The organism is Paenibacillus oryzisoli, from assembly GCF_001653565.1.
GTDB lineage: Bacteria > Bacillota > Bacilli > Paenibacillales > NBRC-103111 > Paenibacillus_E > Paenibacillus_E oryzisoli.
Map to the genome: position 1 here is coordinate 215,479 of NZ_LYPB01000076.1, position 24,773 is coordinate 240,251.

The 24,773-nt window shown below is 44.3% G+C and carries 15 protein-coding genes and 1 pseudogene; 12 read left to right on the top strand and 4 right to left on the bottom strand.

Annotated features, from left to right (window positions below):
• Nucleotides 1–8: 8 nt before the first annotated feature.
• The gene (locus tag A8708_RS22125) at nucleotides 9–998 is read right to left on the bottom strand and encodes an AraC family transcriptional regulator (RefSeq protein ID WP_068667466.1); all 990 of its coding nucleotides are present in this window, start codon (nucleotides 996–998) and stop codon (nucleotides 9–11) included.
• Between the two features lie 148 nt (nucleotides 999–1,146).
• Here A8708_RS22125 and kdgD point away from each other — a divergent pair, with 148 nt between their 5' ends.
• From kdgD to gucD, 3 genes are read left to right on the top strand one after another with little or no spacing between them, the layout of a single operon-like run.
• Nucleotides 1,147–2,073, top strand: coding sequence for a 5-dehydro-4-deoxyglucarate dehydratase (gene kdgD / locus A8708_RS22130; RefSeq protein WP_275667924.1), 927 nt, complete (start codon nucleotides 1,147–1,149; stop codon nucleotides 2,071–2,073).
• Nucleotides 2,074–2,087: 14 nt separating this feature from the next.
• Nucleotides 2,088–3,089: a mannonate dehydratase gene (locus tag A8708_RS22135; protein ID WP_068667467.1), complete on the top strand. Its 1,002-nt coding sequence runs from the start codon at nucleotides 2,088–2,090 to the stop codon at nucleotides 3,087–3,089.
• A gap of 1 nt (nucleotide 3,090) precedes the next feature.
• Nucleotides 3,091–4,548 carry an alpha-ketoglutaric semialdehyde dehydrogenase GucD gene (gene gucD / locus A8708_RS22140; protein ID WP_068667470.1) on the top strand — a complete coding sequence of 486 codons (1,458 nt, stop codon included), beginning with the start codon at nucleotides 3,091–3,093 and terminating at the stop codon, nucleotides 4,546–4,548.
• A 59-nt stretch (nucleotides 4,549–4,607) separates the two neighbouring features.
• On the opposite strand, the gene A8708_RS22145 is transcribed toward gucD, so the two are convergent.
• Nucleotides 4,608–6,266, bottom strand: coding sequence for a response regulator transcription factor (locus A8708_RS22145; protein WP_068667472.1), 1,659 nt, complete (start codon nucleotides 6,264–6,266; stop codon nucleotides 4,608–4,610).
• A gap of 33 nt (nucleotides 6,267–6,299) precedes the next feature.
• Nucleotides 6,300–8,102: a sensor histidine kinase gene (locus A8708_RS22150; protein ID WP_082927695.1), complete on the bottom strand. Its 1,803-nt coding sequence runs from the start codon at nucleotides 8,100–8,102 to the stop codon at nucleotides 6,300–6,302.
• 192 nt (nucleotides 8,103–8,294) lie between these two features.
• Here A8708_RS22150 and A8708_RS22155 point away from each other — a divergent pair, with 192 nt between their 5' ends.
• From A8708_RS22155 to A8708_RS22175, 5 genes are all read left to right on the top strand, one after another.
• Nucleotides 8,295–9,194 (top strand): ABC transporter permease, encoded by a 900-nt coding sequence (locus A8708_RS22155; protein WP_239696796.1) that lies wholly within the window; start codon nucleotides 8,295–8,297, stop codon nucleotides 9,192–9,194.
• Between the two features lie 51 nt (nucleotides 9,195–9,245).
• Nucleotides 9,246–10,139, top strand: a complete 894-nt coding sequence (locus A8708_RS22160; RefSeq protein WP_082927696.1) for a carbohydrate ABC transporter permease — start codon at nucleotides 9,246–9,248, stop codon at nucleotides 10,137–10,139.
• 129 nt (nucleotides 10,140–10,268) lie between these two features.
• Nucleotides 10,269–11,912: a type 2 periplasmic-binding domain-containing protein gene (locus tag A8708_RS22165; protein ID WP_068667476.1), complete on the top strand. Its 1,644-nt coding sequence runs from the start codon at nucleotides 10,269–10,271 to the stop codon at nucleotides 11,910–11,912.
• A 150-nt stretch (nucleotides 11,913–12,062) separates the two neighbouring features.
• Entirely contained in the window at nucleotides 12,063–18,251 is a 6,189-nt protein-coding gene (locus A8708_RS22170; protein ID WP_068667477.1) for a right-handed parallel beta-helix repeat-containing protein, read from the top strand.
• A gap of 40 nt (nucleotides 18,252–18,291) precedes the next feature.
• Nucleotides 18,292–19,062, top strand: a complete 771-nt coding sequence (locus A8708_RS22175; RefSeq protein ID WP_068667478.1) for a sugar phosphate isomerase/epimerase family protein — start codon at nucleotides 18,292–18,294, stop codon at nucleotides 19,060–19,062.
• Between the two features lie 417 nt (nucleotides 19,063–19,479).
• Here A8708_RS22175 and A8708_RS22180 read toward each other — a convergent pair whose 3' ends face one another.
• A complete protein-coding gene (locus A8708_RS22180) occupies nucleotides 19,480–20,871 on the bottom strand; it encodes an IS110 family RNA-guided transposase (RefSeq protein ID WP_239696797.1) in 1,392 nt (463 codons plus the stop codon).
• A 642-nt stretch (nucleotides 20,872–21,513) separates the two neighbouring features.
• Here A8708_RS22180 and A8708_RS22185 point away from each other — a divergent pair.
• The 4 genes and pseudogenes from A8708_RS22185 to A8708_RS22195 all read left to right on the top strand — a co-directional run bounded on the left by A8708_RS22185 (nucleotide 21,514) and on the right by A8708_RS22195 (nucleotide 24,741).
• Nucleotides 21,514–22,146: a ThuA domain-containing protein gene (locus A8708_RS22185; protein WP_068667479.1), complete on the top strand. Its 633-nt coding sequence runs from the start codon at nucleotides 21,514–21,516 to the stop codon at nucleotides 22,144–22,146.
• Nucleotides 22,147–22,167: 21 nt separating this feature from the next.
• Entirely contained in the window at nucleotides 22,168–22,344 is a 177-nt protein-coding gene (locus A8708_RS35580; RefSeq protein ID WP_157264951.1) for a hypothetical protein, read from the top strand.
• Nucleotides 22,278–22,607, top strand: a pseudogene (locus A8708_RS22190) (gfo/Idh/MocA family oxidoreductase); the annotation flags it as partial. The gene A8708_RS35580 and the pseudogene A8708_RS22190, both read left to right, overlap by 67 nt.
• Before the next feature lie 232 nt (nucleotides 22,608–22,839).
• A complete protein-coding gene (locus tag A8708_RS22195; protein ID WP_068667481.1) occupies nucleotides 22,840–24,741 on the top strand; it encodes an alpha-amylase family protein in 1,902 nt (633 codons plus the stop codon).
• Nucleotides 24,742–24,773 lie beyond the last annotated feature (32 nt).

Consider the following 24,773-nt stretch of genomic DNA (forward strand, 5'->3'; position numbering starts at 1 on the left):
GGGTGATACTACTCTAACATACGCCCCTCACTCGTTGGCACCAACCGATTCTTCTGATAACGTGTTGCTACCTGCGCCAAATAAGTATGAATCCAAGCATCGACAGCTTCGACGTTTAGGCAGTTTTTGCGGAAATGACTCGGCGGTGTTCCCATTTCTCGGGTAAACACCTGCGTGAAGTAGTGGATGCTATCAAAACCGGTATCCTCGGCAATTTGTTTTAAGGGGATGTCTGTGTACCCTAGGAGATAGGCAGCCCTTTTGATTCTTTCCGTTTTCACAATGGACGGGAAGGTTTGCCCCAATTCATCCGAGATCAGACGAGAAAGCTGTCTTTCGGACAAGTGTAGGCTCTGGGCCACATCGCTCAGTGACATTTTATGAGAAAGATGGTCCTGAATATAGGCTTTAACCTTCTTAAGTGTGCCTTGCAACTCCATATCCAACACAGATGACGACGTATCACCAGAGCGGCAATGTTGCAGAAACAAAGAGATGCAGCTGATGACCAACGTATAGGCTAGTTGCTCAATGGTTTCCTTATAGCGATCACCTGTCTCCGAAGCTTGGATAAGTAGTGCTTGCCATATAAGCATTGGAGCTGTTCTCTCAGCATTGGGAATAAAGAGATGTGGATATGCGCACAGCTGGTTAAAATCCTGGATAAAAGCTTCGCTAGACTCGGATGAAACCGGCTCTAATGCAAAAAACAATAACAGCATACCGTCATCGCTTTGGATAGAGTGGCGGCTTTCGGGTTTCGAGCAATAAAGAGTCCCTGGCCGAAGGGGATAGGTAATCCCATCATGAAAGTAATGTCCTTCGCCTTCGACAACGTAGCAAATTTCAAAAAAGGAATGTGTATGTGGACGATTGCCCTTATGCTGCGGTTTCGCACCCCAGTAGTGAACGAATATGGAGGCGGTGGCACCTTTCAACTGAACCAGGTTTTGGTTGAGATATAAGTTGCTTCGCGTATAAATGGTTGGATTCAGCACACATGAGGGCTCCTCTCAAGTAGATTGAAGATCATTATAGCATGGATTTTTTGAAAAAAAGCGGCATGTTTTTACAAAGACGAAAACGCCTACATTTTCTATACTTACATACATAAGCAAGTAAGAAGTTGAAAAGGGGTTGTTCGTTGTGGGAAATCAGGTGAACATTTCGCTCGCAGGCATCATGGGCTTTCCAGTAACACCATTCGATAGTCAAGAGCAAATCGATGAGAAAGCTTTACATGCCAATGTCCAGTTTTTAGTAGAAAATGGGTTGGATTCTGTATTCGTATGCGCAGGTTCAGGTGAATATCAGTCTTTGGATATCAAGGAATATGGGCAAGTCGTGTCTGTCGGTGTTGCAACAGTTGCGGGCCAAGTACCGGTATTAGCTGGAGCAGGAGGCAATATTCGAGAAGCAGTGGAGCGCATACAACTTGCAGAAAAGCTAGGTGCAGACGGTTTATTGCTGCTACCTCCATATTTGATCATCCCTGAGCAGGAGGGTTTGTTTAACTACTATCGAACACTTGCACAAAGTACAAGTTTACCTGTTATTATTTATCAGCGTGATAACGCGATTTTTAACCTAAACACACTAGAAAAACTGGCAAACATACCTAACGTTATTGGTTTCAAGGATGGATTAGGCAATTTCGAGCTAAACATTGAATTCGTACAAACCATTGGTTCCAATTTACAATGGATGAATGGTATGCCACTGGCAGAATTAACGATGCCTGCCTACTCAGCACTAGGTTATCTATCATACTCATCCGCTATTTCCAATTATATTCCGCAGGTATCTAGAGCATTTTACACCAGTTTACTTGCTGGAGATCAGGCGATGGTCAGTTCCATCTACGAAGAAGTTATTCTGCCTATCCATCGGATTCGTCAATTGCGCAAAGGGTATGCGGTTTCTTTAATTAAAGCTGGTATGAACATTGTTGGATTGCCGGTTGGTCTGGAAGTTCGGACGCCGTTAGTTCAAGTAGAACGTGAGCATTATATACAGTTAGAGTCCATTATTAAACGAAGTCATGATCTGATCGCGGTCAATAATAACGGTTAGGAGGAAATTAGCCCATGATGAAAGTATCTATACAAGTTCCGACATGTGAATTATCCGATAGCGATCTGAGACAAATGAGTCAGCTTGGCGTTGACTGCATCGATTTTACGCAGGGGGGTTCATTCCCAGGTGTCCGTGAGCAAGGTTTCCCGGATCTCGATAAACTTTTACAATTAAAACGCAGAATTCGTTCACACGGGATGGAAATCAATCGGGTCACACTGCCGGATATGTCGACCAGCTTTATGTTGGAGGAGCCAGGTTCAGAGATCCAATTAGAGAACGTTAGCCATGCGATCAAAACCTTCGGTGAAGCCGGAATTACGCTTGTTCGCCAGCGCTTTGCTGGTGATGTCTTTCCTTATATGGCTGAGGAATATACGGCTGTACATCGAGGAGGCGCGCTAGTACGCGGAGAGTCGCTGAAACGCAATCCGGACAAACAACCACCCACTGTAGAGCAATTGAACGCTTGGTGGAAGCGCTTTGACTTAGTTTTTGGTAAGCTGGTACCTCTTGCTGAAGAATATGACATGAAGCTAGCAGTCCATCCTTCGGATACGCCTTACCATAACACGCCATTCGGTGGCCTTGGTTTGAATCGGGTCATCGACAGTTTCCCTAGCAGAAATGTAGGTTTAGTCTATTGTGTAGGCACGCGGGGAGAAGCAGGTGGTACGCCGCTTGTTCTTGATGAAATTTATCAGTATGGTCGCAAGGATAAAATTTTCCTGGTCCATTTCCGCAATGTGCGGGGTAGTCTGGCTACGGCTGGTGCGTTCGAAGAGGCGATGTTGGATGATGGACATATGAATATGGCAAAAATATTGCTTGAACTTCATAAAGTTGGCTATAACGGCTGCATAAATCCAGATCATATCACATCGCTCGAAATGGATCGTGCACCGCATCGAAGCGCCGAAACCAAAATGAATTGGGTAGGCTGGGCGTATGCGATTGGTTATGTGAAAGCTTTGTTGGCGGCATTAACAGAGTTTAGAGGCGGGAGAGATTAATATGGGGGAAATAAAAACATATCTGAACTATATCAACGGAGTCTGGCTGTCGTCTTCCAGCGGTGTGGTTGAGGAAAGCATAAACCCTGCGAATCGGCATGAGATCGTGGGATATGTGCAGAATTCGACCCTTGCGGATGTGAATGAAGCTGTCGAGTCTGCGTTAGGGGCGAAACTAGCTTGGCGTAAAATGTCCGGTGCAGCGCGTGGCGAGTATTTGTACAAGGTTGCAAATAAACTAGAGCGCCGATTGGATGAGATTGCAACCATGATGACGCTTGAAATGGGAAAAACATTCCCAGAGGCCAAAGGTGAAACCGCAAGAGGCATCGCGATTCTTCGCTATTATGCTGGCGAGGGCATGCGTAAGATTGGTGATGTGATTCCTTCGACGGACAGTGAAGCGTTGATGTTTACAACACGCGTTCCCTTAGGCGTGGTTGGTGTGATTACACCGTGGAATTTTCCAGTGGCTATTCCGATTTGGAAAATCGCTCCTGCTTTAATCTTCGGTAATACAATCGTATTCAAGCCAGCTCAGGAGACCGCAGTTACAGCGGCACTAGTTATGGAATGCTTCCAAGAAGCTGGAATTCCTGCAGGTGTTGTCAATATGGTGACGGGTCAAGGAGATGTGATTGGGCAAGCAATTGCAGATCATCCCGACATCCACGGCATTACTTTTACAGGATCGGATCGGATAGGAAAAATAGTGGGTCAGCGGGCACTCGCGAAAGGTGCGAAGTATCAACTGGAAATGGGTGGTAAAAACCCGATTATCGTGGTCAACGATGCTGATCTAGATCTCGCGGTTGAGGCAACTGTGAGTGGCGGTTTGCGTTCGACAGGGCAGAAATGCACAGCAACGAGTCGTGTGATCGTACAGAGCGGAGTTTATGATGCTTTTAAAGAAAAACTGCTTCAGCGCGTCAAAGAAATTCGAGTTGGCCCTGGTATGGATGCAGCTACATGGATGGGACCTTGCGCTAGCGAGAAGCAATATCATACGGTATTATCCTATATTGCCAAAGGCATTGAAGAGGGCGGCACCTTGCTTTGTGGAGGCGGGAAAGTGGAAGATGAAGGTCTTGATGCAGGGTACTACATTGCGCCTACGGTTTTTGAAAATGTGACAAGCGCAATGACAATTGCTCAGGAAGAGATATTCGGACCTGTACTTGCCTTAATCCAAGTGGAATCTTTCGAGGAAGCCATCCGTATTGCGAACGATGTGAAATTCGGTCTTAGCGCGTCAATTTTCACGCGAGACTTCTCGAAAATGCTAGCGTTCATGAACGATATCGATGCAGGCCTTGTTCGCATCAATGCTGAAAGTGCTGGCGTGGAGCTGCAAGCCCCGTTCGGTGGCGTGAAAATGTCCAGCTCGGGTTCTCGGGAGCAAGGGCAGGCAGCTATTGAGTTCTACACGGATATCAAAACGGTGTTTATCAAATCTTGAAATATGAGAGCCAGTTGCTAACGCAGCTGGCTTTGTGCTTGTATCTTAACTTGACAGGCTTATTTATTTTTCAAGTACTTCTTCGCATAGGAATGAGGTGTTTCTCCAACTATGTCTTTGAACACTTTGAAAAAATAACTATAATTGTTGAAACCGATACGATGATACATTTCTTTAAACTTTTGGTTGCCATTCTCAATATATTGCTTGCTGAGTTCTATTTTAAAATGATTAATGGATTCGGTGAAGCTCTTTCCGGTTTCCTCTTTAAATATGCGGCTTAGATAGGAGGGGGTGATCCCAATTGTGGCTGCTGCTTCCTCCAGAGTTATGCCCTGTAAATAATGCTCATGAACTAACTTCATGGCTTCTTCCACGTTTTTGGAATATTTCCCTTGGGTCTGCAACCGCTTGATGTCGTCAACGAGTCGATGGTAAAGCGCTTTGATCCAAATTTGGATTTCAGGCAAATGGCTGCTTTTAGGCAGGCTGCTGTCTGTCGTTACGGATATCCAGTGGACGTCTACACCCATTTTTTTGCCCACGCGGTGTGCAAGATTGATCATTTCTTCGATTAGAAAGGTAAGTTGAGGAAACCCGCTGGAACGAGCTATGAAAGTAATAAACACTTCATCGATAATGGCATCGATTTGGGAGGTGTTGCAAACGAGAATGGAAGCAAGCAGCTCTTTCTCTTGACGGATGGTAAGTGCCATCATGGGAGTGGAGCCTGTAGGAGAAGCAACTGCAAAACCCGTTCCACCGCCTCCCGTAGCAGCAGCTCGAACAGATGGTTCAGACTGTAAATGCGTGAGCTTGCGATCCATTGCATCGCATGCATGCCGATAATAGCTGGGCAGCTTGTCGATCTGATGGCAGACTGGACTATGTCCGAAGGCAACAGAAACTGTATAAATCATCTGCAGGGTTTGACTTACCTTGTCAGCGAAAGTTTGTACGGATTGAAGGATTGGCGTTTCGCTGCGGTATTCTGGATATGATAAAATAAAGAGGAGCGAGCCATGCCCCGTATAAGCAACACAGCCTTTATGGACATCGCCGATCAGCTGTCGGCAAAGCTCAATTATGGAACGGATGAACATACTCCGGTCCTCACCTATATGCTTTTCGGCCAACACAACGTTATGCAGCATTTGCATGACGAGGACAACTGTATTCCTCGCATAAGGCTTAAGAATCGCAACAGCAGTTTCTTCAAGTAAAGCAGAACCCTCAGTTTGAGCTAGCTGTTGGATTACTGACTCCAAATCACCATTAGACGTTTTCCCTTTTTCCAATTTCCCTGCAGCGTCAAGCATATTTTCCGTATCTAGGTTTTTCCCGAGCTTATTCAAAGCACGTTCCAGTACATCCAGTAAGCTTTCTGGATTCAGCCGATGCTTTAATAAATAGTCGACAGCTCCACTGTTCAGGGTGTCACGTACATAGTCGAAATTATCGAAATTGCTTAAAATGATTGTACTTACGTCTTTGTTATGCTCGCTAACATATCGGCATAAAGCAACACCGTCCATTAACGGCATATTGATGTCGATTAGCACAATATGCGGTTGTAATTCCTGAATCAATTTCAGGGCTTTTAGTCCATCTTCGGCCTCCCCGCAAAGCACATACCCATATTCTTCCCAATCGATCATGGCACACAGTTGGTTTCTAGCCAGCAGCTCGTCATCGACAATCATGACCCGAGTATACATGAGCAACACCCCTTTTTTAATAGTTATTGCGGTCTATGCCTTACTTCTTTTTCTCATTTCAGGTATCGTAAATTCCACTGTTGTATACATGCCCACCTCACTCAGGATAGCGATACCGTATTCATTGCCAAAGGTTCTGCGGATGCGTTCGTTAACGTTTTTCATCCCAATGCCGTTGAAGCTTTCGTCATGCTCGGATGACTCCAACACCCGTTCGATTTGTTCTGGTGTCATACCGATGCCATTGTCCGTCACCTCGAACTTTACTCGATTGAGCTCGCTGTAGATGCGGACGGTAATGAACAAATTCTTGTCAGACTGGCCAATGGCGTGAATCATCGCATTTTCAAGGATCGGCTGCAGCACGAGCTTCAGAGTCTGACAGTCAAGAATATCATCCTCCGCCTGCAGCATGACCGTAATACGATCCAGATACTTGTATTTTTGAATATGAATATAGCTTTTTAGATAATCCAATTCTTCACGAATTGTAATAATTTCCCTGGTGTGGCCCAATGTCATCCGTAGTAATTCTATAAAGGAACCTAGCAATTCTTCGACATTTTTCACGTTCTGCATGCGTGCCAAATTTTTAATTGTACCTAAAGTGTTATAGATGAAATGCGGCCTGATCTGGGCTTGCAAAGCAAACAGCTCCGCTTCTCGTTTTCCTTGCTCCTGAATTTTTATTTCTTTCATCAGCGTCGTAATGTTGTTCATCATCAGGTTAAAGCCTTCGCTCAAGTCGCCGATCTCATCCTTAGAGACTACATGAGGACGTGCATGAAGATTTCCCTCCTGTACCTTCTTCATTGTAAAGCTGAAATGCTTAATATTCTTCGTTATCTGGCGAGAAAGCGCAATAGAAACAAGCAACACAACAAAGAATACGAGTGCTACGATTTGCCCGATTTGGCTGCGAATTCTTGAGGCATCCTTTAACAGTGCTTTATATGGGATTAAGCCAAGCGTCAGCCAACCGGTTATGTTGGAATGATAACGTACCGCTAAATATTTATGATCGTTAAGATCAAAGACTGAACTAGAAAGAGAGGTTAGGGGCTCAACCGATGTATAGAAGGGTGACAGTGGACTGTTCTGCATGTTGGATTGTACTTGTTCGTGCTCCGGTTGAAATATGAAATTCCCTAATGGATCAGCCACATATAACAAACTGCCTTCAACGGGATTGATCGCAAACATTTGCTCAATTGTGTCTTTATCAAAATCAATGATGACGACTCCCACAGGGCGATTATTCTGGCGAATGATTCGAGTAAAGGATACGCTTCCGACTGCAGGTGCATCAATCAGAATTTGTTTGTCTTTGGAAGTGGATGCGCTTTCAAACCAAGGCTGGTCTAGAATAGAATTGAAGATTAACGAACCGCCAGTATTGAATATTTTCCCATTCAAACCAATGATGGCAATACGCGAGATGGATGCCTTATAAGCGATTAAGGATAAGAGGAAATTCTCTGAATCCTGCTTCTCGCGGAAGCCTTCCAATGAAACAGGATCGTTAGAGCTCGTAATCGCGTCGATGACATTAGTTTTGTTCGTCACGATTACCGTACTGATTTTCTGGATGTCCTCAAAAATCAATTCGAAGTTATCATTCGCATGCTTGACCGAATCAGATACATAATTAATCGCATTTTTTTCAATGGTACGAGAGAAATTAAGGTAGGTAGTTACAGAAATAGCTGCAATCGAGAGCAGGACGATGATGCTGAAGGTAACGAATATTTTTGCTTGAATACTGGCGGAATAATGGAACAGACTCCTAATGAACTTGATGAACTCGGTTAAATTAGATCTAGTCTGCTTACTCATGAGGGCAGCACCGCCTTAGGGAATTACTTGTATTCTAATGAATATCAGAGTAATCGTCAACGAATGGATTGGATCTAATATGGAGTGATAATTTTTGATGTTTTATCGTAGAAATTTAGCATTTTACCCTTTAGAACCCACGATATAATCAAATCAATGAAAGCGTTTTATAACAGAAGAGGAGACGACGAGATGAAGTGGAAAGCGTTAACAAAAAATTATGAATTATATATCTTGCTATTACCCGCTTTATTGTATTTTGCGGTATTTCATTATTGGCCGATGTACGGTGTGCAGATTGCTTTTAAGAACTATGTAACTACCCAAGGGATTTGGGGAAGTTCATGGGTAGGACTTAAACATTTTAGTGAATTCGTTAATTCTTATTTATTTTGGCAGTTATTCAGAAATACGATCGAAATTACCGTGTATTCGTTGGTCATTGGTTTTCCAGTACCTATCATATTGGCACTTATGATGAACGAGTTGAGAAGTGCGCGTTTTAAAAAGGCGGTGCAAACCATTACATATGCACCTCATTTCATCTCTACGATCGTGCTTGTATCCATGTTAACTTTTTTTCTTTCACCGCAGACCGGTTTAATTAATAAGGTAATTTATTTTTTTGGAGGCAGTCCGATCCCCTTCCTTACTTCTCCGGAGTGGTTCAAAACGATTTATGTATTCTCCGGGGTTTGGCAAACTGCTGGATGGAGCTCCATTATCTATATGGCAGCATTAGCGACAATTGATCCGCAAATCAATGAAGCCGCTGTTATAGATGGCGCTTCTCGTATGCAACGAATTTGGTACATTAATATCCCGGGAATTTTCCCGACGATTGTCATTCTGCTTATCCTTAGTGTTGGTAATTTAATGTCAGTCGGATTCGAAAAGATATATTTGATGCAGAATCCGCTCAACATGGAGTCATCCGACATTATTACTACTTATGTCTATCGAAGAGGGATTCAACAATCCCAGTATAGCTTCGCTTCAGCAGTCGGATTATTTAATTCCATAATCAATTTCATTCTCCTAGTTATGGTTAATAGAATAGCCAAAGGCCTGAAACAAAGCAGCCTTTGGTAAAGTGGCCCCTTGAATGAAACTTCTAAAATAGATGATGCGAGGAGTGGGAACGTGTTCTACGAAACGAGAAAAGATAAATTGTTCAACAAAGTCAATAACCTATTGTTGCTGCTAATAACGGCATGCGTGTTATATCCAATCATTTTCATTATGTCAGCGTCAGTCAGCGATCCAATTAGGGTTAGTCTTGGGGAAGTTTGGCTATGGCCAAAAGGACTGACCTTTGAAGGCTATCAACGAATCTTTGAATTTAACCCCCTATGGGTTGGATACCGCAATACGATTTTTTATACGGTTATCGGTACCGTAATTAATCTGTTCATTACGCTAACTTGTGCTTACTCATTGTCTAGAAAAGATTTGGTGGGCAGGAATTTTATTACACTGTTATTGGTGTTTACGATGTTTTTCCATGGCGGGCTCATTCCAACATTTCTAGTCGTTAAGAAGCTTGGCCTAGTAAACACGTACTGGGCGCTTCTGTTGCCGAGTGCGGCATTTACGTGGAACATTATCATCACGCGCACCTTTTTTCAGACAAGCATTCCTATTGAACTTCAGGAATCCGCTCATATGGACGGCTGTTCGAATACACGCTTGTTTTTGAGTATCGTGCTGCCTCTATCGAAGCCAATTATTGCAGTGATGGCTTTATTCTATGGTGTGTCTCATTGGAATTCATTTTTTGATGCTTTAATCTATTTGTCAGATAGGGATCTTTACCCCCTTCAGCTCATCCTGCGAGAAATTCTGGTACTTAATCAAGTTAACGACATGCTTAATATGACCACTGATCAAATGGAAAGTCAGATGAAACAGATGTACATGGCGGAGATTATGAAATACGGTCTGGTGATTGTCTCCTCGCTTCCGCTGCTGATTGTCTATCCATTCCTGCAGAAATATTTCATGAAGGGATTCTTAGTTGGCGCAATCAAAGGGTAGTTGCAAACTGTACCTGGCTGGTGGAGAATGAAGGGAAGTGATCGTCTATGTAAAAAAACTAAAAGTATGGAATAAAAGCAGGGGGAAGTTTGACAGGTATATACTAAATCAAATGGAGCGTGGACGAAAATGAAAAAGGTGTTTGTAACGTCAATGGCAGTTGCATTAGCAATGAGTTTAATTGTAACAGCATGCAGCAGTACTAGTGAAAACGGTCAGAATACCGCTAAGCCTACGGATACAGGGAAACAAGCATCAGAGCTTCCCAAAACTAAAGTTAATGCAACTGGGTTTCCGATATCCAATGAAAACATACAGCTTTCGATTATGGTGAAAAAAGCGGCAAATCAGGGTGCTTGGCAGGACCTCTGGATTTCTAAACATCTGGAAGAAAAGCTGGGAGGAAAAATCGTTGCCACGGAAGTGGACGACGCTTCATGGAATGAAAAGAAGAATCTTGCCTTTGCTGCAGGTGAATTGCCTGATTTCTTTATGACAAACAGTGCATTTACATCTAATGATGTTTTGAATTATGGACAGCAGGGACAACTGATTCGGTTGAATGAATTAATCGACAAGTATGCTCCGAATATTAAAAAGTTTTTGGACGCAAATCCCGATGTCAGAAAGTCGATCACGGATCCTAAAGGAAACATATATGCGCTTCCCGGTGTTAATCCGGTGAAAAGAGAAGCCTCAATAGGACGGTATTGGATTAATAAGCAATGGTTGGATAAGCTAGGTTTAAAAATGCCTACCACACTGGACGAATTTTATACGGTTCTGAAAGGGTTTAAAGAGAAGGATCCGAATGGCAATGGCAAAGCGGATGAAATTCCAGCCTCAGGCAGTACAGCAAACCCGCTGAGCATGATTGTCTTAAGTGCTCTTGGATTGGTAGAAGGGTCATGGAATGGCATTACCTTAGACAAATCGGGCAACAAGGTCATTTATGCGCCAGAGCAGCCAGAATATAAAGAATATTTGATTTTTATGAATAAGCTGTTCAAAGAAGGCTTGATCGATCCGGAATACTATACACAGAATATTCAAGCATACCGGGGAAAAGCGCAACAAGGACTAGTGGGTTTCTTCTTTGATGCATCACCAGTTCTTTCCGTAGGTGCAGAGAAATATACCGACTATCCGAGCTTTCCACCACTAACTAGTCCACAAAATAATACGAAAATGTGGCCTGTCCAACGCATTGTAACGCTAGGTGGACTGAGTTCAATGGCCATTACGTCCAAAAACAAAAATCCTGAAGCTACCATGCGTTTATTTGATTATGCCTATACGCCAGAAGGAGGTATGTCCATTCGCTTTGGTCCTGAGGTGGGTGTGCTGCGGCAAGATGCGGGCGTTGTAAAGAACAGCGACAACACATGGCAATTTAAGGCACCTGCAGATATTGACAGCTATACCTATCGTTCGAAGTTCGTGACTAATATGAGCTTGACTTATACAGATCAGTTCTCAGTCAGTAATAAGGAAGCGCCAGATTCGATATTCTTAACACAGAATATCGTGAACAACCAGATTCCTTACGGAAAACCAATTTATCCAAATGTCTTTCTGACAGCAGCGGAGACGGAAAAAGTAAATAAAATTCAAACGGATCTCAAAACATACGCTGAACAGCTAGAAGCCAAATTCATTTATGGCGAGACACCGATCTCCAAATGGGATGAGTATATTGCTACCATGCAGAAAATCGGTTCAAAAGATCTGGTCGACGTATACCAAGCGGCCTTCGACCGTTGGAACAAATAAATGGAGAGCTGACGGAATCAAGGTGGTGATAATGCAATAGCCGAATATACGAAAGCTTATCACGGAGCGAAATAACTACTGTAAACAGCCGAGGAGTGGAGAATAGGTAATCTTCATTTCCTCCTTTTTTATATACGGGAGGGATTAGTGATGAAAGATCAGCAAAATAGAATGAGATTACGTGTAAACAATCGGATAGTTAGCATATTGCTGGCAATCATATTAGTGCTTCAACTTTTTCCAGTCTCCCTATATGCCGATGATCCAGACCCATCCGAATCGCTGGCAAATTACGTGGTGTATGTCGATGGCGTAGGATCAGGGGCTGAAGACGGCACGACACGGAATAATGCGTTTCAATACTTGTCAGAGGCGTACGGAGTATTTGCTAGTTCGTTGGAAGCGGGTGAAAGGGCGGTTATCGTCATTGCCGGACCCGTATCGATTTCAAGTGACACAGGGCTGGCGAAACCGGCGAACAGGGCAGATGCCTACGCATTACCGGCTCATCAGGGGCTAGTCGTGCTTACAAGCAAATACGATGAGGAGGATTACACCTCCACCGGGACACTGGCGTTCAACAACAAGGTACTCCATCTATTTGGTGACACGAAGCTGGAGAAGCTCGTCGTGTCCTCAGCGCTGGCGACGTTGTATGGAGGGTACCATGCGATTCACTTTGGAAAAGGCATCAGCTCGAGTGCGTCGGGGAATTGGGTTGTCAAGGATATTTACGGTGGGACGAATGTGGATGTCGGACTCGCAGCTCCGATCAACCATACATCAATCAGGATTGAAAGTGGGAAATACGACAATGTATACGGAGGCGGTTCCTACTATCAAGGCGTGATCCTGCGGGCGAAGAATTACAGCAGCCACATTACGATGGACGGCGGGACGGTGAGCAACATATATGGAACGGGGCTGGGGAATACAGACAATCCTCATCAGAAAAGCGTAAAGATTGACATGAACGGGGGAACAGTAGGCAATATTTATGGGGCCCATAAAGAGGGAACCGTTTATGAAGGTGTTGAAATCAACATCACAGGTGGAACGGTGACAACTGCCGTATATGGAGCCAATCAATATGTCCGGCCTCCAAGCGGCAGCAACACGTCCTTTACGCCAACCTTGTATGGAAGTGTGACGGTTGCTGTCTATCAAGATGCCACAATAGGAGCTATTTATGGTTCAGAAGCGGGAGCGAATGTCGTCGGAGAAAGAACAGTGGTGCTGGAAGGGTTCGGGACGGAAGAAGTATTAGCAAGTCCGGGGAGTACGCTGGGAAATGCAGATGTGCTGAAGCTGAACCACTCTAACTTGAAGTTGGGTAGTGCTAGCACAGATTTTTGGAGCAGCTTGGACGGTCTAAAGATGACGGATGATAGCCGTCTGAAACTGGAATTTAATCCCGGTGCATTGCCGGCGTTAGGACTTTCGGTGTTGAAGTCGCAAGCACGGTATGTGCTGGATGTACCGCTTATCACCGCCCCATACGGTACAGCTAATCTGTTTGCCCTCCAAACTCCCTTTCAGTATTCATTAGGGTATGAACCTGGAGATGGGTCAACCGATGCGTGTTGGCAATTGTCTCCAAGCTCTTCCGACGCGCCAGCAGATTATGTGGTGTATGTCGATGGCGTGGGATCAGGGGATGAAGACGGCACGTCACGGAATCATGCCTTTCAATATTTGTCGGAGGCGTACGGAGCATTTGCGAATTCCTTGAAAGCTGGCGAAAAGGCGGTTATCGTGATTGCCGGCCCCGTATCGATTTCAAGTGACACAGGACTGGCGAAACCGGCGAACAGGGCAGATGCCTACGCTTTACCGGCACATCAGGGGCTAGTCGTGCTTACAAGCCAATATGATGAAGAGGATTACACATCAACTGGGAGTTTGGCGTTCAGCAACAAGGTACTGCATCTATTTGGCGACACGAAGCTGGAGAAGCTCGTCGTCTCATCAGCGCTGGCTACATTATTTGGAGGCTACCATGCGATCCATTTTGGAAAAGGCATCAGCTCCAATGCATCTGGTAATTGGGTTGTAAAGGATATTTACGGTGGGACGAATGCGGATGTCGGACTCGCAACTCCGATCAACCATACATCCATCAGGATAGAAAGCGGGAAATACGACAATGTATACGGGGGTGGTTCTTACTATCAAGGCACGATCCTGCGGGCGAAGAATTACAGCAGCCACATTACGTTGGATGGCGGAACGGTGAGCAACATTTTCGGAACGGGGTCGGGGAATACAGATAATCCTCATCAGAAAAGCGTGAAGATTGACATGAACGGGGGGACGGTAGGCAATATCAATGGGGCCCATAAAGAGGGGACCGTTTATGAAGGTGTTGAAATCAACATCAAAGGCGGAACGGTGACAGCTGCTGTATATGGTGCCAATCCATATGTCCGGCCACCAAGCGGCAGCAACATGTCCTATACGCCAACCTTGTATGGAAATGTGACGGTCGCTGTCTATCACAATGCCACAGCAGGATCTATTTATGGTTCAGCAACGGGAGCGAATGTTGTCGGAGAAAGAACAGTGGTGTTGGACGGGTTCGGGACTGAAGAAGAATTAGCAAGTCCAGGGAGTACGCTAGGAAATGCAGATGTGCTGAAGCTGAGCCACTCTTACTTGAGGTTGGATAGTACGAATGCGGCTTTTTGGAGCAGCTTGGACAGTTTAAAGCTGACGGATGATAGCCGACTGAAACTGGAGTTTAATCCCGGTGCATTGCCGGCTCTAGGACTTTCGGTGTTGAAGACGCAAGATCAATATGTGCTGGATGTACCGCTTATCACAGCCCCATACGGTACAGCCAATCTGTTTACCCTGCAGATTCCATTCCAATATTCATTAGGTTATGAACCAGGCGATGGGTCAACCGATGCCCGTTGGCAATTGTCCGATGAAGGCTTTTCGATCGGCCAGCGAGGAGCGGATGGCATGCCGCTGGACGTTGATTTGGGGTTGCCGACAAGCTATGATGCTGAACTGGACGGCGAATCTGTATTCCATCGGTATGAACAGCGGTTAGAGGAGCTTGGTGATGCTGCGGAAGCTGCCAACGTCATTGTACCTGCAGTAGTTCAAGGTGAAGTAGAGATTTATGTTGCACCAGACGGAAGCGACACCAATAGCGGCAGTAAATTAGCGCCATTGCGTACCATTCAAAAAGCATTGAGCTACATTCCCTTGATTCGGGCCAGTTTGAACGTCAAAGGGATTGTGATCTACCTACGTGAAGGTACTTATATCTCCGAAGAACCCATTGTACTTGGCGAGCAACATTCTGGAACTAACGAATCGCCTGTGATCCTAAGCGCGTACTTGAATGAAGAAGTGCATATCGCAAGTGGTGTTGAAATAAGCGGCGACGACTTCTCCCCTGTAACAGATGAGTCGGTAAGAGAAAGATTGCCTTCCACAGCATTGGATCATATTGTAGTGACTGATTTGCGAGCACTTGGCATTACTGATTACGGCTCTATCGTTTCTGGCCGGCCTGGCGGTCCGACTTACCAGGTATTTATGGATGGCGAGGCGATGAGGTTAGCTCGTTATCCCAATGTTACCAAGCTTCCACTTGGCAAGGTGCTTGATATTGGGCCTGTAACAGCTAGTTACAGCAGTTTTGCTCAAGGAACGAATGCGAGTTCCACAGGCATTGAATTTGTTGAGCCCAATAATAGACCCTTTAAATGGCTGGATAATGACAACATTTGGCTGAATGGATCATTGTTTGCGGAATGGGATACACGAAATCTGCGTATTTCCGACATTAAGCAAAGTTCATCCAGTATTAAGCTGGCTGGAGGAACTACTCTCGGCGCATTAAGCGGTCCCGACCAGACCTACTATTATTATAATGTTCTTGAGGAAATGGATGTACCTGGCGAGTTCTTTCTAGATACGGTGAATGGGCTTTTGTATATGTATCCGATGCACGATTTAACATATGCAAAAGTGACGTTTGTGTCCAAACCTCATGATATTGTGCAATTAAAAGGAACACGAAATGTCGTGTTAAATGGCTTAAACATTGAATACGGCGGCAAAAATGGAATTGTAATGGATAACAACAATTACAAGACGGTTATCCAGAACAGCACCGTACAGTATGTTGCACAAACCGGTGTCGTGATAGCTGGCAAAAAAAGTGGACTCATCCAATCCACCATTCACGATACTGGGAATAATCCCGCGAGTTTTACAACGGATTCCGATTATTTTGATTACACGCCGGATCAGAACTTTCTGCAAAACAGCTATATTTACAATACCGGCCGACTCAATCCCGAGTACGGATATGTTCACTTAAATGGCGTAGGCAATGTAGTCTCGCACAATTTGATTCAAGGCACTTACGGTGTCAGTATTTATACCACCAATGTCAACGAGTCAATCGTCGAGTATAACGAGATTGTCGGCGGACCTGTAGATACTTATGATAGCGCGGCAATCTACGCCATAGGCTTTCCGGTATCCAAAGGCAATCATTATCGCTACAACTATATTCATGACATCGGTATTTCATCGGAGAGCTACAATCCGCACGGCATTTATTTTGACGAAAGCTCATCTGAGAATTATGTATACGGAAATGTAATGAATAACATACCAACTGGATTTTTCACGAATTCTGGTGGAGACAATGTAGTGACGAATAACATCGTCATGCATGGCAGGTCAAATTCGATTGCCTCCATCTGGGGAAGCTCTAATTTTGACAACTTTACACTGCCACAGCGTCTACTCCGTGCTCCACTATTACAATCCAGTTATAACCTGTATCAAAGTATGTCAAGTACAGCGAAAGCTGCCTTGAGTAGTAGACAGCCTGCCCTGTGTGACTATTACGATAAGATGGGAGAGGTACTTGCCGAACGGGCAACGCTGGGCAGTGCTTATGTCATAACGGCCAAGGAACGTGAGCTTGTAAAAGCCACTGGCAATACATTTATCGGAAATATTTCCTATGATCACAAAAATATAATAGCCAACGGAACCAATCATACAGTAGAACCTAATTTGGTTACGGATATAGATCCTTTTGTCGACTCTGTTAACGGAGACTTTTCTCTAAAGAGTGGCGTGGAGCTAGAATTCGCGTATAAACCGATTCCTTTCGAGCAAATAGGTATTATCGGAACCAAGAGGGGGATAGGAGACTTCAATCCCTACGGTCCTAGTAATGGCAGTCATGGGGAAGTGTATTCAGGTGATGTCTTGCTGCAATGGACCCCAGCGGCTGGAGCAGACCATTACATTGTTACGGTGGCTACGGACGAAGTATTGACGCAAGACGTGAGAGTTATCGATACAGAAAAGCCTTACCATCGATTGGCAAACGATGCTTATTTCCAATATGACCACACCTATTATTGGACGGTTACAGCTGCTACGTATGCCAATTCTAGAATAGGTATACCGGTCAGCCATAGCCAAGTGTATTCATTTACGACAATGTCGTTTGAGGAATATCTCGCAGCAAACAAAGCCGACACGGCTAATTTGGAACTCGCAATTATCCGAGCAGTGGCATTAGTGGGAACAATAGAGGAAGGAATTGAACCTGGACAATACGTAGTTGGTGCCAAATCTACGCTTGAGGCCGCAATTGTTGATGCTGAGCTGATTATGGCAGAAGCGGAGTCCAAGCTGCAAGAGGAAGTGAACACGGCAACCGAAACACTATGGCAGGCGATACAGGAAGCAATTACCCAGAGGAATATTGCCTTCCGGACTTTCGATACCGATCTTGTTAAATGGAGTGAAACAGGTGATGCCGTACCGCCCCGTATAGCTGTTACTCACAACGTATATGAATTATCCATGGGGGTTACAGGAAGTGTTACGGAGATTGTGTATAAAGAAAAGGTCGATCTTCGCGAAATCCTGACATTTGATTTCTATTTGGAGGATTTGGAGCAATGGAATGGTTTTGTAATAAGACAATCCAGCAAAGATGTCATAGCAACCAAAGTCGCAAACACGGACTCTTATTTTATTGTCATTAAGGGCGACCAGTTGGAACTGCAAAAGCGCAATGGTGGGATCAGTTATGGCAATCTAGCTGTTGTGTCTAATAATGATGTCATTCTAACCTCTGGTCAATGGTACAACATAGAGCTGGGGGCCGTAAATGAATCCGGCGGAACTGTTCATGTTTCATTTAAAGTCGATGGTGTAACCGTATTTGATTATGTAGATACGACGAATCCCATCATGGAAGCTGGGTATTTCGGAATTGTGTTGCAGGAGGCGAATGGCATAGCAAAATTACGAGCGGCTGATTCGACACCTCCCACGGAATAAGGAATAACCCTACTAAATCATAGCGAAGGCGGCCTATACCATGAAACAGAAATTTGCTGTACAGCTGTATACCCTGCGTAACGAATGCGCACAAGATTTCCCAGGCGTACTAAGAGAACTGAAGGGAATGGGCTGGGCAGGCGTTGAATTTGCTGGACTGCACAGTTATTCAGCAGAAGAGATTGCCGAAGTGCTGCAAGGAACAGGCTTACAAACGGCAGGTATGCATGTTTCGTTCGAGCGTTTAAACAGTGAACTAGAGAGCGTGCTCACGGAAGCAAGACGATTGAATACGTCAACTTTAATATGTCCTACAGTACCCCGTGAGCTACGGAACGAGGAAGGATTCGAGCAATTTCACGCTCAATTAAATGATACTGCGAAGAAGATACAACCGGGTGGTTTCACGCTCAGCTTCCACAACCATGCTTTCGAGTTTGAAACCATTATTAATGGTAAGAATGCGTTGGAATATATCCTTGAGCCTTCTGCTGATAATGCCGTATTGGCTGAAGTTGATGTGTATTGGGTGGCGAAAGCCCGGCAAGATCCGGCTGCATTTATTCGTTTGTACAGCCATCGGATGCCAACGATTCATTTGAAAGATATGCGAGACGATGAGAGTCGATCGTTTGCGGAAATTGGCACCGGCGTGATCAATTTCGATCCTATTTTAATATGGGGTGAGGGGAATGGTGTTGCTTGGTATGTTGTGGAGCAGGATGTGTGTCAAGGCAATCCGATGGACTGCGTGAAGCTTAGCTTAACGAACTTGCACCGGATAGCGGAAAGGCTTGGAGAAGACCTATAATACTCCCATAGGATTAAATTGTTTGAACTCATAAGCTGTAATTGTACTTGGCTTGAGTTCGATGAGGAGGCTGTCTCAAAAGTCCGTTCGGACTTTTGAAACGGCCTCTTTTTGTTACCACATTAGAAAGTATAAGTTTTCGGTTCCCGAAAACATCTTGATAATTGGCGATAAAAACTACCTTTAAAACGCGGTCGCACATCCTCGAAGGACTTCGATAGAAGTTTTTCTCAATAACGGATGAGCTAATAAACCTGCCTTCCGTAATATAACTGGATTTTTATACGAAAATAAAAACGTAACTTTACTTGCTAAACTAACTTAGCATGGGTTTGAAACGTCACTTTTACGTCGATACTACCTCTTAAAGCAAAAAAAAGACCCTCCACCTGAAAATGGTTATATTCGAAAAAAAAATTAACTCGTTTCCGTAGAGCTTACTTTTATCTCGAACCCCATGTCTTGGATTTGCTTTAAGTAATAGTTTAATGTTTTCTCATTAGGCGTGCGCTCAGGCACGTCTATTTCTTTGTATGCTGACTTGTTTTTCATCATTGCATATATAATCCGGAGTATTAAATGAGCTGTTGCTACACTCGCTTTTTTATCACCTCTTCGTTTTCGAATTCGCCTAAAATGTTGCCCGATACGGTTCTGAGATTTATCATTTGCCCACGATGCTTGGGTCAGTGCTCGTTTCAGATATTTATTTCCCTGAGGGCTTTTTGTTTTTTTTATTTTCCCCGCACTTTCATTATTACCAGGACAAATACCTGCCCATTGTTCCTCCGTGGGGAATCGCTCATGGATGTTGGGGCCGATTTCAGCAAAAATGGCTGCAGCCGTATCTCTTTCAATGCCTGGAATGGAGTCCAACCAGTCGATTTCCTCTTTGTAGATACTTAACTCTCTATCGATTTGAGTCTCTAATTGCTCTACTTGTTCTTCGAGGTACGTTAAGTGCTTCCAATGAAAGGTCATTAGCTTGCGATGATGAACGCGCAGTTTACCATTAAGTGCTTCAATAAGTTCAGGCACTTTTTGTTTAAGTCTAGTTTTGACTATGCTTTTGATTTCATTTTCTTCCAGCACTTCGCCATCCATGAGCTTTTGTAAAAGCAATCGTCCCGATACCCCAAACACATCCGACATAAAACTCGATAGCTTGATGTTGGCATCTTGAAGCATCTTGTGGATGCGATTCTTTTCTGCCGTTATAGCTTGAACAAGCTTTACACGATACCGAGTCCAGTCACGTAAATCTCGCATATGCTCAGGTAATACGACACTTGGTTCAATAAGACCGCAGCGGTGAAGTTGAGCAATCCAGTGGGCATCTTTCTTATCCGTCTTACGTCCAGGTATGTTTTTTATTCTTCGAGCATTAGCTAAAACCAAGTTGCACGTCGACTCTAAAACATTCCAAACTGGTTTCCAAAGCACACCTGTACTTTCCATCGCAACTTCTTGGCATCCATGTTCTAGTAACCAATCTTGAAGTTGAAGAAGCTCTTTAGTCGTTGTTCCAAATGTCTGAATCAGCGATTTTGGCTTTGCTTCTACATCACCTGTAAGTATACAAGCAACTACCGTTTTTTGATGAACATCCAAGCCTGCGCAACACTCACGTATGGCATCCAAACTCATTCCCGCTTTCATAGAAATTAACAAATCTTGCCCCCGTAGAATTGTAATTTTATACACGCACATGGGAGTGCAATTGGCGGTGCTCGAGGGCGGCAATAGAACGGTTTCTCCAACAGGGTCAAGCCCCAATAAATCCTCGTCCATTGATTTGTTATCTTTCATTTTTAACGGTTTTAAAGAAATTGAAACTCAGTTCAGTAAACCACATTATTTTCATTCTTGGGGGTGACGTCGGTAGTCGTCATGGGCGTTTCTCCATCTATTTGAAACGGATTTCTTAAAATTGAAAGATTAACTGTAGTTCTTGAAGTTATATTCCGTCCATTTGCTCGATTTTTGAAATTATATACAAATTAAATGTATTATTTCCATTAAATCGCGAAAATACCTCAGATTCGAGCAATTTAGCTGTAGTTTATACATCTAAATACGAATCGGCAGTCACCTTACGATTGCAAGCCACAAACTAACCTCAACCAGCTACAATTCTACGCCGTATCCTAGTTTCCTTTTCTCAGGTTTGTCTTTTGGGACAGCCGACTGGAATTTGACTTCCACGAACTTGCTTTTTAATTCAAGAAGCAGTGGATGGATCAGAAGAAGGCTTAGTTAAAATTTGATGCTTAAGTACATATTTTTTAAATGTTCAAGGTCGAAGCAAGATTTATAATAGAGGCAAGCTGTTAGTGAAAACGGTTACTATAAACAGAATCAAGGGAGGCAACGCGTCGGTGGATCAATCGCTCGCAAGCGTCGTTGGGTGAAAATTAGCGAAGTCTAAGATATAGGGAGGAGCGGTTTACAATGAGTCAGAAACAAGCTTTAATTGTATGGGGTGGCTGGGAGGGTCATCAACCCGAGGAGGTTGCGGGTATTTTTACAGGTTTGCTGCGGGAAGAGAATTATGCTGTGGAAGTTTCTAATACATTGGACAGCTTCCGTGATAAGGAACGCTTGGCTAATGTTGATTTGATCGTACCCGTGTGGACGATGGGTAAAATCGAGAATGAACAATTGTATCCATTGATAAACGCAGTTAAAGTAGGCGGCACAGGCATTGCAGGCTGTCACGGCGGCATGGGGGATTCATTCCGTAACGAAGTGGAGTATCAATATATGGTTGGCGGCCAATGGGTGGCTCATCCAGGAAATGGTGGCGTAACGTATAAGGTTCGTTTCAAGGATAGTGAGCAGCCCTTGACTGCGGGCATCGGTGATTTTGTGGTCGTTTCGGAAAAATATTATATGCATGTCGATCCAGCGATTAACGTGCATGCGGTGACAGACTTCGATGACGTTGAGATGCCCGTTGTGTGGACGAAAACATACGGCGCAGGCAAAGTGTACTATAACTCACTGGGTCATCAAGCTAACATTGTGCGTATGCCGGAAACATTGGAATTAATGCGACGCGGGTTGCTATGGGCAACGCGCTAATCGTAAGGGGGAAGTAAGAAGATGAACAAAATGAAGGTTGGTATTATTGGCTGTGGGAATATTAGTGCAGCTTATATGAAAAACATTCCTGGATATGCGCATCTTGAGCTTTACGCTTGTGCGGATATTCTATTGAAATCTATGGCAGCCACGGATCCTTACGTGTACCTGACCCGAATACGTTCGGCGATCAGGTGATGATTCGCAAAAACGGTTCCGATTGGGAACCGATTCCGCTTTCACACGGCTACAAAGACCCAAACCGTGGACTAGGAGTTGCGGCTATGGCGCAGGCGCTCATCACAGGAGACAGCTCCGCACACCGTGCTAATGGTGAGTTAGCTTACCACGTGCTTGAGGCGATGCATGGTTTCCATGATGCTTCAGAAGCGGGGCGGCATTATGTAACGAAGAGCAGCTGTGAGAAGCCAGCTGCGTTGAATCCACAAACGGTGTTATAAACAACAATAAGCGATTGACTGTCAGAATGATCATTCTGATGGTCTTTTTTCACCTATGGAAGCAAACAATTATTAAGATGGAAGTGGATGAGTCAGGGAGCAGCGTATTGAAAATTTGATGTTTTAGTACATATTTTTTAAATGATCAGGGTCGAAGCAAGATTTATAATAGAGGTAGGCTGCTTGTGAAAGCGGTTACTATAAACTGAATCAAGGGAGGGATCGAGTTAACATGAGTAAATGCTTTCCCAAGAATGTTGCACCGGTTATCGATGTTTTTCCAGATCTATGTGGTGTGCCTTATCGGTATGGATCAATTCGCAATAAAATGGAGCTGCTTGCCCAACTCGGCTATAAACGTGTTTACCTTGTGATCTCCTTGCCCGGTTATCCAATGTACAGCAATCCGTGGCTGAGCGTGATGAATCCAGACAATCAAGCGGGTAATTACAGCATAGAATCTATTCTATCTGTAGGAGATCCTGTATTTGAACATATATTCGAAGCGCATCGAGTAGGCATGGAGGCCTTTGCTGTTATGAAACCTTATGAAGGCGGAGGCGGCTATACGATTCCTCATGGAAGGCAAGGTTTGTTCAAGGGCCGTTCCCTTTCTTGCATCGGGGGAGAACGCATAGGACTGGACTCATTTCTGCCTGACCATGGCAACATGAGAGTGATGCGGAAACCTATTCCGAATTATGAGCAATTGATTGCTCAGCCGATTACGCGTCTAACGCTTAGCTTCTGTTTGGATCAAGTTGAGGAAAGAATCGGCTATGATCGGTCGGATGTATTTGCCTCTAAACCGGACGCTAGCCTGATTGATCATCCGATGAAGGGAATTCAATTGTGGACGAGTGTCGATAATGGCGCTTATCAGCTCTATGAAGGAAGCTTGGAAATACGTGAGGAGCTGGTTGTTAAGCCTCTATTTGATGCAAACGGATTGCCCTTGTTTGATGAACCGAAGCGATGTCGGGAAGTGCACATTATCTCGCTGAATATTCCTCCGGATGCTGGCTATCTTGCAATAACGATGGAAATGGAGCAGGAGCAGGTCGTGATGATTCCGTATTCCATGATTCGTGTATATGGCGATATGGGCGAGATTCCGGTGACCTGTACACCTTATGTACGAAACGAAGCTGTAACTAATATTACAGACAGTGATGCTGAGGATCCGTTCCAACCATTCGCACCTGGAACGGATAAATGGTTTGATCCTACGTATCCTATCAAAGAGGATGCTGGTTCTGGCAGTAATAACGGAGCTAAGTCTATTTTTAAACGCAATGGGTTTGAATTTGAATGGTATGGAGCAGGTATCTGGGGCAATGGCTGGATGGGAGGCACCTGCTATGGAATTGCACGGGGAAAGATGACATATATGAAAGGCACCCATTGCGAAGCCTATCCAGAAGTGCGGGAATATTGGTTGGATGTCGTGAAAAAATTGATAGCGGTTGGTATCGATGGTGTGGATTTTCGGTTACAGAATCACTCGGGTATGGTTAGTGATTATGTAAACTACGGCTACAATTCACCGATTGTTGAAGCTTATCGAAAAGAATACGGCATAGATATCCTGACGGAACCAGCAGATCCGATCAATGTGATGAGGATCCGAGGGGGATTTTATCTGCAATTTGTCACTGAAGCTGCGCATGTGCTGCATGAGCATCACAAAATGGTTCAGATTCATCTCCACGATTGCTATGAAAACCCGCGATTATCCAGTTCATTTGGTGAACTGGGGTTTTGGGCAATGCCGAAGGTTCTTCCAGATTGGGAGAAATTGATCGAGCTTGCCGATGAGATTACAATCAAAGATTACAATTGGGGCACTTATCGAAACTCATTGTCTACACAGATTAAGGACCGGGCAGCGTCATTGCACAAACCTCTGTGGGTTCATTGCTATATCGCACAGGGAGATGATTTGCGGGCGGAATTCGTCGAGGGTGTTGAGAAGGATGACAGAGTGACTGGCGTGTTATTGTATGAAATTGGACATAATCCTTATGCCTATAACCCATGGTTGGGTATGATCGAAGTGCGTTCTGATGGAGTGGCAGTGTTTAATAAAGAGGTTGTAGATAGGGTTGTTGCGCTTTTTGGCAAGAGCAGTTGAAATACATTGTTTAATTCATGAAAGGTACCTGC

Excerpts from the sequence above, each read along its gene's own strand:
- A8708_RS22135 (WP_068667467.1), top strand. The coding sequence starts at position 2,088 with ATGATGAAAGTATCTATACAAGTTCCGACATGTGAATTATCCGATAGC.
- gucD (WP_068667470.1), top strand. The coding sequence starts at position 3,091 with ATGGGGGAAATAAAAACATATCTGAACTATATCAACGGAGTCTGGCTG.
- A8708_RS22145 (WP_068667472.1), bottom strand. The coding sequence starts at position 6,266 with ATGTATACTCGGGTCATGATTGTCGATGACGAGCTGCTGGCTAGAAAC.
- A8708_RS22150 (WP_082927695.1), bottom strand. The coding sequence starts at position 8,102 with ATGAGTAAGCAGACTAGATCTAATTTAACCGAGTTCATCAAGTTCATT.
- A8708_RS22155 (WP_239696796.1), top strand. The coding sequence starts at position 8,295 with ATGAAGTGGAAAGCGTTAACAAAAAATTATGAATTATATATCTTGCTA.
- A8708_RS22165 (WP_068667476.1), top strand. The coding sequence starts at position 10,269 with ATGAAAAAGGTGTTTGTAACGTCAATGGCAGTTGCATTAGCAATGAGT.
- A8708_RS22170 (WP_068667477.1), top strand. The coding sequence starts at position 12,063 with ATGAAAGATCAGCAAAATAGAATGAGATTACGTGTAAACAATCGGATA.
- A8708_RS22175 (WP_068667478.1), top strand. The coding sequence starts at position 18,292 with ATGAAACAGAAATTTGCTGTACAGCTGTATACCCTGCGTAACGAATGC.
- A8708_RS22180 (WP_239696797.1), bottom strand. The coding sequence starts at position 20,871 with ATGAAAGATAACAAATCAATGGACGAGGATTTATTGGGGCTTGACCCT.
- A8708_RS22185 (WP_068667479.1), top strand. The coding sequence starts at position 21,514 with ATGAGTCAGAAACAAGCTTTAATTGTATGGGGTGGCTGGGAGGGTCAT.
- A8708_RS35580 (WP_157264951.1), top strand. The coding sequence starts at position 22,168 with ATGAACAAAATGAAGGTTGGTATTATTGGCTGTGGGAATATTAGTGCA.
- A8708_RS22195 (WP_068667481.1), top strand. The coding sequence starts at position 22,840 with ATGAGTAAATGCTTTCCCAAGAATGTTGCACCGGTTATCGATGTTTTT.